12 protein-coding genes and 1 pseudogene are annotated in these 15,370 nt (G+C 60.8%); 2 read left to right on the top strand and 11 right to left on the bottom strand.

Going from position 1 to position 15,370, the window contains the following annotated elements:
- Positions 1 to 15: 15 nt before the first annotated feature.
- The 10 genes from ACVI1L_RS06745 to ACVI1L_RS06790 all read right to left on the bottom strand — a co-directional run bounded on the left by ACVI1L_RS06745 (position 16) and on the right by ACVI1L_RS06790 (position 10,714).
- Positions 16 to 798 (bottom strand): 3-hydroxybutyrate dehydrogenase, encoded by a 783-nt coding sequence (locus ACVI1L_RS06745; RefSeq protein ID WP_076826844.1) that lies wholly within the window; start codon positions 796 to 798, stop codon positions 16 to 18.
- 42 nt (positions 799 to 840) lie between these two features.
- Positions 841 to 2,016, bottom strand: a complete 1,176-nt coding sequence (locus ACVI1L_RS06750) for a DUF3734 domain-containing protein (protein WP_076826842.1) — start codon at positions 2,014 to 2,016, stop codon at positions 841 to 843.
- A gap of 33 nt (positions 2,017 to 2,049) precedes the next feature.
- Entirely contained in the window at positions 2,050 to 2,841 is a 792-nt protein-coding gene (locus ACVI1L_RS06755; RefSeq protein ID WP_076826973.1) for an acetoacetate decarboxylase, read from the bottom strand.
- 86 nt (positions 2,842 to 2,927) lie between these two features.
- The gene (locus ACVI1L_RS06760; protein WP_076826840.1) at positions 2,928 to 3,884 is read right to left on the bottom strand and encodes an MBL fold metallo-hydrolase; all 957 of its coding nucleotides are present in this window, start codon (positions 3,882 to 3,884) and stop codon (positions 2,928 to 2,930) included.
- 76 nt (positions 3,885 to 3,960) lie between these two features.
- Positions 3,961 to 5,166, bottom strand: a complete 1,206-nt coding sequence (locus ACVI1L_RS06765) for an NAD(P)/FAD-dependent oxidoreductase (protein WP_229188906.1) — start codon at positions 5,164 to 5,166, stop codon at positions 3,961 to 3,963.
- Between the two features lie 44 nt (positions 5,167 to 5,210).
- The gene (locus ACVI1L_RS06770) at positions 5,211 to 6,068 is read right to left on the bottom strand and encodes an alpha/beta fold hydrolase (RefSeq protein ID WP_456785521.1); all 858 of its coding nucleotides are present in this window, start codon (positions 6,066 to 6,068) and stop codon (positions 5,211 to 5,213) included.
- 226 nt (positions 6,069 to 6,294) lie between these two features.
- On the bottom strand, positions 6,295 to 7,245 hold the full coding sequence (locus ACVI1L_RS06775; protein ID WP_076826971.1) for a helix-turn-helix domain-containing protein: 951 nt from the start codon (positions 7,243 to 7,245) through the stop codon (positions 6,295 to 6,297).
- Between the two features lie 233 nt (positions 7,246 to 7,478).
- On the bottom strand, positions 7,479 to 9,581 hold the full coding sequence (locus ACVI1L_RS06780) for a PAS domain-containing sensor histidine kinase (protein ID WP_141340812.1): 2,103 nt from the start codon (positions 9,579 to 9,581) through the stop codon (positions 7,479 to 7,481).
- Positions 9,574 to 10,011, bottom strand: coding sequence for a response regulator transcription factor (locus ACVI1L_RS06785; protein ID WP_141340811.1), 438 nt, complete (start codon positions 10,009 to 10,011; stop codon positions 9,574 to 9,576). The genes ACVI1L_RS06780 and ACVI1L_RS06785 overlap by 8 nt, the downstream gene beginning before the upstream one ends.
- A 61-nt stretch (positions 10,012 to 10,072) precedes the next feature.
- A complete protein-coding gene (locus tag ACVI1L_RS06790; RefSeq protein WP_316397990.1) occupies positions 10,073 to 10,714 on the bottom strand; it encodes a response regulator transcription factor in 642 nt (213 codons plus the stop codon).
- Between the two features lie 516 nt (positions 10,715 to 11,230).
- Between ACVI1L_RS06790 and ACVI1L_RS06795 the strand changes: the two genes are divergently transcribed.
- On the top strand, positions 11,231 to 12,160 hold the full coding sequence (locus ACVI1L_RS06795) for a helix-turn-helix domain-containing protein (RefSeq protein ID WP_141340809.1): 930 nt from the start codon (positions 11,231 to 11,233) through the stop codon (positions 12,158 to 12,160).
- Between the two features lie 67 nt (positions 12,161 to 12,227).
- On the opposite strand, the pseudogene ACVI1L_RS06800 reads toward ACVI1L_RS06795, so the two are convergent.
- Positions 12,228 to 12,968 (bottom strand): annotated as a pseudogene (locus ACVI1L_RS06800) (3-keto-5-aminohexanoate cleavage protein); the annotation flags it as partial.
- A 1,841-nt stretch (positions 12,969 to 14,809) separates the two neighbouring features.
- Between ACVI1L_RS06800 and ACVI1L_RS06805 the strand changes: the two are divergent.
- Positions 14,810 to 15,181, top strand: coding sequence for a cupin domain-containing protein (locus ACVI1L_RS06805; protein WP_016844188.1), 372 nt, complete (start codon positions 14,810 to 14,812; stop codon positions 15,179 to 15,181).
- The last annotated feature ends 189 nt before the right edge of the window (positions 15,182 to 15,370 follow it).

The raw sequence follows: 15,370 nt of genomic DNA on the forward strand, positions 1-15,370 counted from the left end.
CGCGTTCCTTTGCGGTTACTGGGCGGTCCAACCGCCATCAACCGAGATCGCGGTTCCGGTGATCTGGTCGGCGGCGGACGAACATAGGAAAGCGACAGTGCCGCCAAGCTGCGCCGGAGAAACAAATTCGAGGGACGGCTGCTTCTCCGCCAGGAGTGTCCTGGCCGCTTCCGTCCGGCTGACCCCTCTTTGCACAGCGATGTCGTCGATCTGCTTGTCGACGAGGGGCGTTCGCACCCAGCCCGGACAGACTGCATTGCATGTGACCCCGCTCCCGGCAGTCTCCAGGCCGACTACTTTGGTCAAGCCGACCAGTCCGTGCTTGGCCGCGACGTAGGCTGCCTTATGCGTCGAAGCGACGAGGCCGTGCGCGGAGGCAATGTTGACGATCCGCCCCCAGCACTGCTTCTTCATCTGCGGGACCGCCGCCGCAATGCCGTGGAAGGCGGCCGACAGATTGATCGCCAGGATCGCGTTCCACCTGTTGGCTGGGAACTCTTCGACCGGCGCAGTGAATTGGATGCCGGCATTGTTGACGAGGATGTCGAGCCGGCCGAATTTCTCGACCGTCGCTGCGATCAATCCGCGCACGGCCTCCTCCTTCGACATATCGGCGCCATCGTAAACGGCGCGCACACCATGCTCGCGTTCGATGCCGCCTCGGATCGCCTCGATTTCGCTGGCATCGCCAAAGCCATTCAAAACGATGTCTGCCCGGAGCTTAGCCAACTCCTTAGCGATACCGAGCCCAATACCGCTGGTCGATCCGGTGACGACGGCTACCCTGCCCTTCAACATGGGACTTCCTTTCGATGGTTTGGGATTAGATTTGCCGCGAGATCAGTCACGGCGGTGGATATCGTGCGTGACAATGCCGAGCTCGGGAGCAGGCGGGTCGAGCCGCCGCGGATCGGCCAATGTACGGCGGATATCCTCCAGACCGCTCTGCCAATGCGCCCGCATCGCATTCAATCCGAATTCGCAATCCTTTGAATGGCGCTCGTAGATCTTGGACTGGTAGATCAGATGGATGATGTTGCAGGAGCGATGGCGAGCCATGTCCGCGATGGCGCGGATTTCCGGATCCTGCTTCGCGCCATCCGGTAACATTTCGAGCATTCGCTGCAGCGCCTGACGCATCTTCTGCATCCGTAGCGCCTGGTCCGTGATGGCGCGTGTGCGGCTGGAATACTGAATGTCCTTCTGGCGGCTCGACACCTCCATCAAGTCATTCGGCACACGGCCCCGTGCCGACCAAAGATCGACCTGGAAGGTCAGCGTGTCGCGCGGCTCGCTCGACAGCACTCGGGATAGAGGCGTGTTCGAAACGACGCCGCCGTCCCAATAGTGCTCGCCGTCGACCTCGACCGCAGGGAAGCCCGGCGGCAGGGCACCGGATGCCATGAAATGCTGCGGTCCGAGCCGGCGTTCAGCCGTGTCGAAATAGGTCAGGTTGCCCGTACGGACGTTGACCGCGCCAATGCTGACGCGCACCTGCCCGGCGTTCAGCCGATCAAAGTCGACAAGCCGCTCCAACGTCTGCTGCAATGGTGAGGTATCGTAGAAACTCGTCGCCGCGTTGCCCGAGAAGGGCGACAGGAACGGTGGCGGGAAGCGTGGCTTGAAAAAGCCGGGTTGCCCCTGCAAGAGGGCCCTGAGCGCCGCCAGGGCATTGTGCGCTGAGCGGAGATCGAAGGCGAACGGCATCGCATTGGCAAGCCCTTCGCCGACCGGCCATTCCACCGCCGCCGCGCAGATGCTCTCCCAGAACTTGCGTAGCCGTTCGATCCGCTCGGCCTCGGGCGAGCCGGCAATAATGGCGGCGTTCAGCGCGCCGATCGAAATGCCAGCCAACCAGTTCGGCCGTATGCCGGCTTCGTGCAGGCCTTCGTAAACGCCGGCTTGATATGCACCAAGCGCGCCGCCACCCTGCAGCACCAAGGCCACGACATCATATGGCAATGGCTTGGCCGCTTGCGGCGCCGGATCGATATCCCCGCGCATGACGTTCAGCATTTTCTGGAGCTCCGGATGTAGGGCTGATCTCGGTCAGCCGGCATTTGCTTCGATCAAGACGTCCGAGACCGAGCCGCGGCTCTGGTCGGTGGCAAGATAGTCATGGACCACGCCGCCTAGCCCGAGCGTCAGGTCCACGACGAGGTGCTTGGCCGACAGCACCTGCAGCACCGGCAACTCGGCGACGGGTGCCAGGGCATGCGAGTACAGATCCAGGGCAGCGGGGCCGGTCCAAGCACCCTTCACGGTGATGTCCTTTAGGTGGAAACGCACCAGCTCGCAGATGCGCGGCGAACCATCGACATGCGGAATGATCTTGAGCAGGAAATTGGGGGCTGCGAGCTTGCGGGCTTCCGCCGCCGTATCGAGCGACCGGTGCTTGTAGCCCATGGTGCCGGTCGCAATGCGGATTGAGCCATAGTTCAAAGTGCCAACCAGCGTATCGATTTCGACCTCGAGCTTCGGTTGCGCCAATTTCTTGGGAAACCCCCATAGCTCGCGCCCGCCCGCAATCGGCGGATGGTCGTTCAGGAACATCTGATGGGTGAAGCCGCCCAGCTGGCCCCTGTAGGATACGGGAATGACCTGGCCGCTCTCGGTGTAGTCGCCGAAGCCGGTGGAATCCGGCATGCGAATGAACTCGTAGTTCACTACTGGTTCGGTGATCTCCAGCGGCTCCGGCACCACGCGGCGCAGCGCGTCGGGATCGGTGCGGTACTGGATGATGAAATATTCGCGGTCGACGAAGCGGTAAGGACCGGGAGGAAAGGCCGGACTGCTCAGCGGCATCGCGAACGACGATGCGCGCACGGTCTCGTGTTTCACGGTGGTAAGCTCCAAGCTTGTCAGTGGCGGGCGCGGTCGCCGCTTGTCAACGCCCGCCCCTGGTTCGGATTTGAGCCAACAATCGGTCAGTAGTCCCAGAAGGCCGGCACCCAACGAAACGCGTCGCCTGCGACCGCAACATGACCGACCGACGGGAACGGCATGTGCGTGGCCACCAGCAGTTCGCGGTTCGCCGCCAGTTCGCGCAAAAGTTCGATCCGGACGCGAGCGGCTTCCTCGGGATCGTGCTCGAAGCCGTTGTGCCAATCCGGGTGCTCGAACCCGACGGTGAAGACGAGGTCGCCAGCGAATGTCAGCCGGTCGCCGCCGGATGCCACGCGAACCACGCTGTGTCCGGGAGTGTGGCCACCGGTGCGGCGGACTACGACGCCCGGCGCAACTTCGTGCTCATCTTCGAACGTCCGCAGCTGGTTGTGGTACTCGTTCGCGAACCGCTTGGCGGTGGCCCGAAGCGCGTCCGGGAATCCCGGCGGCATGGAGACGCGGGAGAAATCGGGCGCCTCCCAGAATTTGACCTCCGCGGCCGCCACGTGGATCCGCAGGTCCGGACGCAGCCGGTCCTTCACGCCCTCGACCAGCAAGCCGCCGACATGGTCCATGTGCATGTGGGTCAGCACCACGTCGGTCACGGATGCCAGGTCGATGCCGGCGGCTTCCAGTCGCTTGACCAACTGCCCGGCCCGCGGCAGGTGCAGATCCGGGTCCAGTCCGAGACCCGCGTCGATCAAGATGGTCTGCGCGCCGCTGCGTACCACGACCACGTTCAGTGCCCAGTCGAACGCGTCCGGCGGCAGGAACATGTCGTCCAGCCAGGCGGCGCGGACGGCCGGGTCGGCGTTGTGCGCCAGCATTTTGGACGGCAGCGGCAGCACGCCGTCGCTGATCACCATAACATCGATGTCGCCGATTTTCAGCGCGTAGCGCGATGGTACCAATTCGTCGGGCTTCGATCTAACGGAGCGTGCGACAGTGTCTAAGTTCATGGTTGTCTCCTGTTGAGTATTGCGAATCATCCGATCCATCTTCGAGAACTTCTGCGCTCGATCCTGAGCGGCTCGTGCTTTCGCGCAGAAAGCGCGGTCAATGCTCGTGAGGTGTTTAGAGATCAGTGACACGCTCCGGATCAGCGGAAGCAAGAGCAGCGGCACGCTCGGCCCGCGGCGGATAGATCCAGACGGTATTAATCTCCTTCTTGGTCTTCTTGGCTTCGTCGCCGACCATCTCGACCTTGCGCTCCCAACCGCGCGTGAAGAGCGCACCGGCTTCTCCTAAGTCGAGACAAGTGACGTAAGCCTTCTGGCGGTACGGTTTGGTAGGGACGCCGAGCAGCTCGGCGGCCGCATTGTTGCCGGCGAAGGCGCCCATCCGCGTGGCGTGTTGGCAGGACATCAGCGCGTAGTTGCCAACCTCGTCACATGCCGCCCTCGCCGCATCGCCGGTCGCAAAGACCCCAGGCACCGACAGCACGCGCAAGTCGGGATCGACGAGCAGGCGCCCAAAGTTGTCGCGCTCAGCGGGAATCTGCGCGGTTAGCGGAGCGGCCCGCATGCCGGCCGCCCAGATCACGGTCCCGCTATCAATATGCTCGCCGCTGGAAAGCGTGACGCCGGACTTGTCGAGCGAGGTAACGCCAACGCCGAGCCGGGTCTCGACCCCCAACTTGCGGAGCGCGGCTTCGATGATAGGACGAGGACCTTCGCCCATGTCGGGGGCGATCGCACTGTTTCGTTCGACGATGATGACACGCGGCTTGGCATCCTTGCCGAGGATCTCACGAAGCCGTGCGGGCATTTCTGTCGCGACTTCGATGCCAGTGAATCCGCCGCCGGCCACGACAACCGTGTCGCGCATCCGTGATACCGGCCACCCCACCAAATGATGCAAATGCCGGTCGAGGGCGATCGCGTCGTCGAGCTGGTCGACGCTGAAACCGTGTTCAGCGAGCCCGGGAATACTGGGACGGAACAGCCGGCTACCAGCTGCGACAATCAATCGGTCATAGGTGAGTCTCTGCTTCGCACCCTTGGCCGCAACGATGTCTACCACTTGAGACTTGGTATCGATCGACTCGGCGCTGCCTTTCACATAGGCAACGTCAACGGCCTTCAGCACATCCAGGAGCGAAGCTGTCAGGGTCTCCGGTTTCGGCTCATAGAGCCGCGGTCGAATCACCAGCGTCGGCTCCGGTGAAACCAACGCAATTTCGAACGCCTCGGGCGAAACGCCCTGGATGTCGCGCAGCCGGGCCGCAGAGAGAGCGGCATACATGCCGGCGAATCCGGCGCCAATGATGACTAGTCGCATTTGATTGCTCCTTGGGTTTGACTCTCTTCGATGAAGGCACCGGGTTAGGCGCTCACGAATTTCAGCAAGTCTGCGTTGATGATATCGGGATGCGTCGTACACAGACCGTGCGGTAGCAGGTCGTAGATTTTCAAAGTGCTTCGTTTCAGAAGCTTCGCCGACAAGGTTGCAGAATCGCCAACGGGCACGATCTGATCGTCGCCGCCATGCAGGACGAGCGTGGGGACGTCGATGTTCTTCAGATCCTCGGTGAAGTCGGTTTCCGAGAAGGCTTTGACGCCATCGTATTGTGCCTTGGCGTTACCCATCATTGCTTGGCGCCACCAATTCCAGATCACCGCCGGGGACGCCTGTGCACCTGGGCGATTGTAGCCATAGAACGGGCCACTCGCGAATTCGAGATAGAACTGTGCCCTGTTCGCTGCGAGCTGCTTGCGCAATCCGTCAAGCACCTCAATGGGCACGCCCGCCGGATTGGCTTCCGTCTTCAACATCAAGGGAGGCACGGCCCCGATCAGGACCAGTTTGGCCACCCGGTTCCTGCCGTGGCGTGCGACGTAGCGCGCTGCTTCGCCGCCGCCCGTGGAATGACCAACGTGAATGGCATTGCGAAGATCGAGATGGTCAACGACAGTCGCAACGTCGGCTGCGTAGTGGTCCATGTCATGGCCATCGCTCACTTGACTCGAGCGGCCATGACCTCGCCGGTCATGCGCAATGACTCGATAGCCCTTGCCGACGAAGAACAGCATCTGCGCGTCCCAATCGTCGGAACTGAGCGGCCAACCGTGATGAAAGACGATCGGCTGGGCGGACTTCGACCCCCAATCCCTGTAGAATATCTGCACGCCGTCCTTGGTCGTCACAGAAGTCGCGGGATCGCTTCCTTGTGTGGCCGACATCGAATGGTCCCTTTCCTTGCCAATCGCCGAAGACGGGCGAACGGTCAGCGATGTCGCGCAAATGAGCGTGCTCGCCAGCAAATTTCGACGCGACGTGGCGAGGCCGCTGAAGGTCTTTTTGGAAATCATCTGTTGGTCTCCGTGTCGTCAGATTTCTTGCGGCTATCTAGGGGAGCTCGCGGACCACTGCCCAAGAGCGATTGCGCCGATTGCAGCGCGATTGCTGCTAGCGCATGCTGCGCCGCCAATTGGTCGGCGTTTCGCCGGTGAACCGTTTGAATGCCGCGGCGAACGCGGTCTGAGAGCCGTAGCCGAGGACCTCCGCGACCGCGACGACCGATGCGTCCGTGTCGCGCAGCATCTCCATGGCCTGCTCGAGCCGTCGCTGGCGGAGCCAGGCATGAGGCGAAAGGCCTGTGCTCTCCTTGAAGGCACGGCAAAAGTGGTAGCGCGAGAGGCCGGCCTCGGAAGCGAGTGCTCCGAGGGAAACGTCCGCATCGTTATCGGAGCGCAAGCGCTCGATGGCGCGGCGCAGGACATTTGGCGACAGGCCGCCCAGAGCTGGCCGGACCGTGATCGACGAGCCAGCATGTGCTGCCAAGAGGCGCGTTGCCAGAAGGTCCATCAATTGCTGCCTGAACAATGCTTCCAGCGTCGCGTGTCCTTCCAGAACATCCACTGCACTCATCAGCAACCGGGATGTAACGGGATCCGAGTACACTGTCCGCTCCAGAAGATCGCCGGGCGCGGCCACGTAGGCTTCGTCGGCAACACGCGAGAGTGTTGCCTGCGGAAGATAGAGCTGAAGGACATGCATCGGCCGGTGAATATCCCACCGAGAGGTCGAACCAGCCGGAATGAGCGTCACGACGCCGGGACGAGCCGTTCCGATCGCAACTGATCGTCCGGTGCGCCGCTCGAGCCGTTGTACGCCGGTCGGGTAGGTCATGATGACGTGATCGACCATCGGCTTGACGATGTCGTGTACGGGCTCGTGCTTCCAGTATGCAATCGTGCCGCTGGACGGTTCCAAAGCAACGCGAAAGGGCTTAGTCCTGAGCACGCGTGCCATCTCTTCATTGGCGGGGCGCCGCTCACCGACCGGCAGGTCACTCCTATGCGCCTGCGTCGCGCCGGGCACATTGTCCAGGGGGGCGCGCAAGATGGGCTTGCTCATGAACTTCCACTCGCATTGGGGAAGAGCGTTCGTTCCGCGCGTCTGCGGATGCATCGCTTCCCGTGTGCTGCGATCATGGCGGTGAGCGCTGTACGAGGGCATCGTGCAGCGGGTCTGGTCGCGCTGGTTCAGCGGATAGGTCGACCTATACCTCGGTATAGTTCGGGAGAGATTGTCCGCATCGCGGGCGCAATTCCTTGCAAACGCAGGCGCTCATGCGAACGTTGGCGCACTTACCGAATGAGCGCGACAACGCTGAAGTCGGGACCGGCAGTCGCCGGCACCGGAAGCGTGAAGCGAAAATGCGCGCCGCCATTTGGACGATTCGCGCCCAAAATGCTGCCTCCGTGCGCCCTAACGATCGACTGGCAGATCGCAAGGCCGATGCCAATTCCTGCATCCTTGGTGCTGAAGAAGCTGTCGAAGATGCGCCCGAGGTCTCCGGTGGCGATACCCGGCCCATTGTCGAAGACGGAGAAGCCGACCGAGCCTTCTTCGGTGACCGACGTCTGGACGTCGATTCGACGTGTCGGTTGACCGGAGTGCACGATGGCCTGGACGCTGTTGACGAGCAGATTGATAATCACCTGCTGCAGTTGAATCCGGTCACCAATCACTTGGGGAAGCCCAGATGCAAACGTCGTCGACAAGGCAATTGATTTTGACTCAATGTCGTGGCGAATGAATAACAGCGCTTCTTTCGCGACGTCATTGATATCCATGAGCCGCTTCTCTGGTTCATGCTTCGCCGCCATGCCTCGTATGCGATGAATGATTTCGCTCGCGCGCCGCGCATTCGCCACGATTCGGGACGTGAGCTGGGTGACCTTTTCGATGTTTTGATCTGCGCGCGCCAGCCACCTCAAGCTTGCCTCACCATTGGTCACGATGGCCGTAAGCGGCTGATTGATCTCATGCGCGATCGAAGTTCCGAGCTCCCCAAGAGTTGCGATGCGGCCAGCATGCGCGAAATCAGCTTGCAGCTTCCGAAGTTGCCGTTCGGCGTTCAAGCGCTCACTGATGTCCTGGATGGTGATGAAGGTGTTGTCGAGTTGCTCGGGGGGCACAGGATATGTGACCGTGAACAGGACATCGATGAGCGAACCGTCGAATGCACGGATCCTGGTCTCCTCTATGAGATTGCGTCGACCTTCAAAGTGAGCCACCATGACCCGCTCGGCGAGCCCCGGGACGGCGGCAAACAGGTATCGAACCGGTTTGATTAGGTCGGCGGGATTGCGTGCCCGAAACAGTGAGACTGCATCGTGGTTGACGTCCGTCACACGAACGACGTCCTTGGCGTGCTCGATAAGATCAGGGTGTGTCGCCAGATAGGAAGCAATATCGCGAACACCCTTCGCCTTCAGATCGTCGAAGACCTCGCCCGCGCGTCGGGAATCGACCTGCCAGAGAGCCGTCGGTAGATACTGAATGAGCTTGCGATATCGATCCTCGCTCGCGTGCAACTCCCAGGACGTGCGGTCATCTTCGATCGCGCCGTTGATCGTAACAAGCACGGTGCCCGACGGCTTCGGGTCCGCAGAATGCCAGGCCCTGATGATGGGGTTGCGTATCGCGCCGCTCAGGACCATTCTGCGGGTCTCGAGGCGCGAGCGGTCTGTGGCAACGTCTCCGATTAGTCCGGCCAGGATTGAGCGGCTTTCAGCCGGCCAGAACGTACCGATCGGTTGACCGATCATCTGCTCGTGCCCTGCATGTGCCCCGAACATGCGAACCGCGCGATCATTGACAGCCAGAATTCGAGTGGCGGTAAGCAGTCCGTTGACCCAGTCCGGATGCTGATCAAGGTCGATAGCGGCTCCGCCACGCCTGTGCTTCGCGATTGCATCGAGCAGGGGCCGGGCCGGCGAGGCATCAAGCTCCCAAGCAGCGGCCAGAGATCCCTGCAACTCGGCATCCATGCGCAGGTACACTGCTTCGGTTAGTGGTCCTGCATTTCGGCCACACTCAACGATGTCAAGGACCGCGCCGGTTGCGTCTCGTCGCACCACCTGCCGCACGGCCGCCGCAACCTCGACCCCGGTCAGGCTACGCCGAAAGACGATACCTTCCCATCGACCTTCGCGGAGCAGTATGTCGATGTGATCGACACCCGAGTGGCCGTGCGAGCCGATCTCTGCCACGTGTCGACCGACCATCGCCATGGAAGGCCAGCCGTACAGGACTTCCGATGCGGCATTCCAGTACTGGATGACACCGTGCAGGTTGCTGACGATGATGCTTTCGGACACAAGGTCGGCCAGTTCCGTGCCGGGAGCAGAGGCAACGAGATTCGGCTGGCCGCCTTGCGATATCTGTCGGGCGAGATTAGTCATCTGATGGTGGATCCCGTCGCTCGTTGCGTCGCGAGCGGCCTGCGCAGTTCATTGCGTTCTGCAGGAGATGAAAGAGCACCTCATCATTGACCGGCTTCGTCAGGCAGGCATAGGCACCGCCCCTCAGTGCGCGAGCCTCTGTCGCCGGGCTTGTGTCCGCGGTGATGAAAATGACCGGCATTGACGAGCCCAGCTCGCGCAATCGCTCCTGTAGTTCGAGCCCGCTCCGGCCGGGCATGCTCACATCCGTGATCAGGCAATCGAAGCGGCCTGGCACAAATTCAGCCATGAACGCCTCCGCCCGATCAAACGAGCGACACGCAACGTCCAGGACCAGGAGGAGATCGCAAAGAGCCTCTCGTACAGCTTGGTCGTCATCTACGATGGCAACTAGGGGCGTTTTGGACAAACAGATGACTTTCGCTGGCATGGCCCGCCGATCATCTGCCCATTGCTGATCGGGTTGTACCTATTCCTTGGTGTAGGATGGGCTACCTCCCGCGAAGTTCCGCAGGAAGTGCTTCCCAAATCCGGATCAAGTCTCCGACGGACGTTGCTTGCAGCTTTCTCGTCGCGTTGCCGCGATGCAACTTCACAGTGATCTCGCTGATGCCGAGATCAAAGGCGATCTGCTTGTTGAGGCGGCCCCTTGCTACCTCGCCCAGGACTTCACGTTCGCGCGGTGTCAGCGTTGCGAAGCGGGCGGCGTGTTGCGTTATGCGCTTGGCCGCGGCTCTTTGCGAGACATCCTTCTCGATCGCCGCCGCGACGGCGTCGAGGAGTGTCTGGTCTCTGACTGGCTTCGTCAGGAAATCGACGGCTCCCGCCTTCATTGCCTGGACGGTCATGGCTATATCGCCATGACCCGTGAGGAAAATGATCGGCCTCGTGTTGCCGTTCAATGCCAGACGCTGTTGCAGATCCAGCCCGCTTGCTCCGGGCATGCGAACATCGAGAATCAGGCAGCCGGGCCGCTCCGGAAGATCGGCACGCAACAATTCCTGCGTCGAGCCAAAGCAGCACGCGTCGATGCCGACCGATAGCAAAAGCTCCCGAAGCGCCGACCGGATCTCCTCGTCGTCGTCCACGATCAAAACAAGTGGGCGGTCTGCAGTGTTAGTATTGAGAGTCATAGGTAAGCGCGCTACGTGCGATGAAGGCTGCGAGCCCGTGGATACGGTTGCCCTAAGCATTTGCGTGGCCTCCTGATCGCTTCTGCCCCGCGGTCTTTCGCTGCTTTTTCGCAGATGCCCGTAAGGTCCATGTCATGACACGGCCGTCACGGTCACTTGGCTTCTACGGCGTGTTTCTAGGGCTCGCAGGGCCCCCGCGTCTTTCCCAAAGCCGTCATGTCTTGCCTCATTCCGTGCCAAACGAGGACCATGCGACTGCGAGTCGCGGAATCACGTGTGCTTGCGAATCGTTGCGACCTGCGCTCCGGATTTCACCCCAGTTCCTGGCGGCAGTTGATTGGGTCGACCGCATTGAAATTGCTTCCGAATCCGTTGCGACTTTCGCGACGATTTGCCCTCACGAAAAGTTGCGCGTCGCCGGGTGGCCGTGGACAGCCGCTTGCCTATTTCCGATAATGCACCGCAAAATTCGCAGGGCGATCAGCGCCTGCGGTCTAACCTTCCGGATCAACTCAAATGGCACAGGCCGGCGTCTACGGATCGAGGCTCGGACGACCCCTGCAGGCGAAGAACGCACCTTCGCTGATTGCACGTACGCTGCGCAGTTCCGAGCTGGCGGTGACCGAAACCCGAAACGACGACCCGGTGCCGAGCCTTTCCGGTTCGCTGCCCTCCGAGGACGCCTACCTCGTCAGCCTCAAATTTCGTGATTATCCGGACTGCGAGTGCTGGGAGCGGGGCCGATGCGTCATCAAGACGAATGTCCACGGCGGCGCGACCTATCTCTACGATCTGAAGCGCGATCCGCGCTACGTCATCGACAAGCCGTTTCACTCCCTCTTTTTCTATCTTCCGCGCTCGGCCCTTGACGACATTGCGAGGCAGGCCGGCGCACCGCGCATTGGCGAGCTTGCCTATGAGCCGGGTATAGGCCACGACGACGCAGTCGTCCGTAACCTCGGTGCGTCGCTCGTGGAAGCTTTGCGTCGAGCGGACGAGACCAACCAGCTTTTCGTCGACCACATGTTGCACGCACTTACTGCGCACGTCGCTCAAACCTACGGTGGCCTTCGGCGTAGCGCCAAGACGATACGCGGCGGCCTCGCTCCGTGGCAGTTAGACCGCGCTTGCGATATGCTCAATGCCGATCTCGCCGGGAAGACTCCTTTACGGCAGATCGCAGCCGAGTTTGATCTTTCGGTCGATCATTTCTCGCGGGCGTTCCGAATCTCCACTGGTCTGCCGCCGCATCGATGGCTACTTCGCCGGCGGGTGAAGACGGCCGAGCAGTTGATGACCATCCGCGATCTGCCGCTGTCCGAGGTTGCGAAATCGGCTGGGTTTGCCAATCAGAGCCACTTTACGAGGGTATTTTCAGCAATGGTCGGCGTCAGTCCGGGAGCGTGGCGCCGAGGAGTGCGAGGCGCGTCGGATAGTGAGGGGTAATCAGGGTTACGCATAAAGACGGTCTGCGACCTACACAACCGCAACGTATGCATGGCTAGGCCGGCCCTCATGACGATAATCCCGGCGAGCAGCACCAATTCCTAGCCGTCCTCGCACGACAACTAAAAGGCATTTTCGACGCCCAACTCATGGAGCGAGCTTCAATAGCGCGCGCCTCCGGCACGGTCGCTGGACGCCGCCCGTATCGACCGCAGAGTTCGACCACACGCTTGACAAGCGCAGCGTTCGACGGTGCAAGCTTCTCACGATCCAGTCGCGCATTGTCCTCAAGTCCTGTGCGGCAGTGTCCACCGAGTTCAAGAGACCACGCATTGAGCGTGATCTGGTCCTTTCCAATGCCGGCGCCGGTCCAGGTCGCATCAGGCGCCAACCGGTTAAGGGCCTCAATATAGAACTCAAACGCTGCTCGATCGACGGGCATTGCGTTCTTCACGCCCATTACGAATTGGACGTGCAGCGGTCCTTTGATATTGCCGATCTTTTGCATAGCGATGGCCTGGAAAATCATCGATAGGTCGAACGCCTCGATCTCCGGCTTTATCTCATGAGCCAGCATCTCGGAGGCCAACCAGTCGACGAGTTCGGGAGCATTCTCGTAAACGCGCGTGGAAAAATTGCACGACCCGGTCGACAGCGACGCCATGTCCGGCCGCAGTGACAGCATTCCGCCTCGCTCCCGGCCTGTGCCTGAGCGCCCTCCAGTCGAGAGCTGCACAATCATGCCGGGACAGTATTTCCGGAGGCCTTCCAGCAAACGCCCAAAACGTTCGGGATCCGATGTCGGCTTACCCGCATCGTCGCTCGAGTTGCTCCGGGCCTATTCCTCATCCTTCATCAATCGAATCGAACAACATGCGATAATTCTTCTCGGAGTCGCGTGCGAAATCGACCTCTGTCGCGGAATATCGAAAGCCCGTATTCGGTGCCGGCATCGTGCCGTAGGCGCGTGGTGCCCCTCGTCTGCTTCCTTCCGACCATCTCCGGCCAATTTCTCAACTTGACCTACCAGATCGCGCCAGACCTCTCCTTGTCGCGCGGATACCATTTCTAGACGGGTCGCGGGTCGATGACGCCTGGACAATCAACCTATCCCATGTGCCAGGCACACCACCGCGGTCGCCGGCGCGGTGCTGTTTCGTATCGATCCGGCGCCGTTCCAGTACAAAGTCAACCAGCTCGAGGCATCGCTTGCGCAAACACGCCAGCAGGTCAAGCAGCTGAAGGCCAGTTACGAGCGGGCGACGGCGAATGTCGACGGGCTACGGCATCGACCCCGAAGGCAGACATCGCTTCTGCACTTGAAACTAGGCCGCCGGCGATATTCGTTTCCCGAACAATACGTGGGCTTATGGTGCGCGCTCCGAGGGCATTCGTCTTTGCTGCAGCTTCAAGGAGTTGCGGATGTGGACAACGAGGCTGGGGATATCCGTGCCGCAGGGATGCCTTGCCGTCTCTTGTCAGCGACCACTCTTAAGTGACGGCGGCACTCCCGGCATAATGGGCGCGGGGTTACGTTTCAGCGGGACATGATGACCGGCAAAGCCCATGGCCCGACCTATCGCGGATGAAGCCCAATTTCCGGCAAGGGACCGCTTCGGAAGTCCTCAAGCTTCGCGATCACCGCACCCAAGGTTTGAGTTAAGAAATCAATTCCCCGCCGCGGGTAAATGCTGCCGCCGTCCGCAGCGCGGCGCCGTGGAGAGCCTGCTCCCCACTACTTTCGATTATGCGGGCGTCCACGGATTTTTTCTCTACCGGTGATTGCGCAAGGCGACGCCAGCCAAGTATTCAGTCACGCGGTGGCGACAATCCACTCCGAAGAGCTGCAGCAGGCTCGGCGGGGATAGGGCGTCCCCGGCAGATGAGTTCTAGAAGCTGGTTTTGCGAACCGAGCTGACAAGCCAGGATTGCCGGCGGCGGCTTGCTCGCCCGCTCTTCGTTGAGGAGCTGCGAATGAAGCTTCCGGACCTGGATGTTTTCGTTCGTGCAGGGAAATGCACAAGCGATCCCCGCTAAGGACGTTCTTCAACCGGAGCGGCGAGTTCGCCGCCTAGCAACATGCGCTCCGCAGCCCGACCGGCCATGAACTCGATGCACTGAGTATATCGGCCCATGCCTTGGCGTCGAAAACCCGCCCGTCATCTCCGTTATTGGACTGGCCCTGTCGATCGCAACGCCGGTTTCAAGACGGTGCTTGCGTTCTTGCGTCGGCTGCCAACATCATAGCGGCTGCTGAAGCTTGCCGACTTGCAGATGGGATTGGGCTGAAATCTCGGTGCACCGCAAGTTCACCGCCTGCGGCAAGGTCGGCTGGGTTGATACCCGGATCGAGTGAGGCGAAGTGATCAATTCGCCAAAGACGTCTCTGGTAGGCCCTGCCGATTTCTCCTACTGGTACCTTCCGATGCGCGGAGGTTTACTTTGCTTCGCAATCTCTGACGATGCGGCCATCACGGGTCGATACCACGATCGGCGGGGTGGTGTAGTCGTCGCCTCAATCGCCACAATCTGCTTCAGGATGGATTATGCTGCACTTCCCTTGCACTCTCGTAATGGTTGCTGTTGGATAAGTGGGCGTCACATTGGCGTGTCGCGAAAACATTTCATTGTCTATTTGAGGAGGAAAGTATGCTTCGGATCACTGCTCTTATTTTCTTCGCCCTTACCTGGTCCGCGAATGCCCAAACAAACCGCACCGAGTTGAAACGCGCCGACCTAAGCGGCACGAATATGGAGATTGTAGTCAGCGTCGTCGACGTACAGCCCGGAAATAATCTCATTCGCCACACGCATCATGGCGAGGAAGCCGTTTACGTTCTAGAGGGCGCAACGTTGGCGCTACCCGATGGAAAAGAGGTGCCATTTCCTACGGGAGCAGCAACAATCAACATTCGCGACGTGCCCCACGGTGGTTTCAAGGTGGCAGGCGACAAAACCCTGAAGATGTTGACGGTCCATATCGTCGATAAGGGTAAACCAATGATGGAGCCTGCAAAGTAAGAGGTCCCCTCAAACCGACATCAAGAAAAAGCGGTCGCAAACGCGCACCCGCTTTTTCTGCTTGAGAAAGCTACGCCGGGGGCATTCTCGAATCCAGATGGTCGCCTCCGCGCCCATCCGCCCCTCGGCGACGCGCTCAACGCCGCATCGCTATCTCGAAGTAGCTCCAGCTCGGGGGGCACGTCGCCT

It is taken from the genome of Bradyrhizobium sp. USDA 4516 (genome assembly GCF_054055915.1).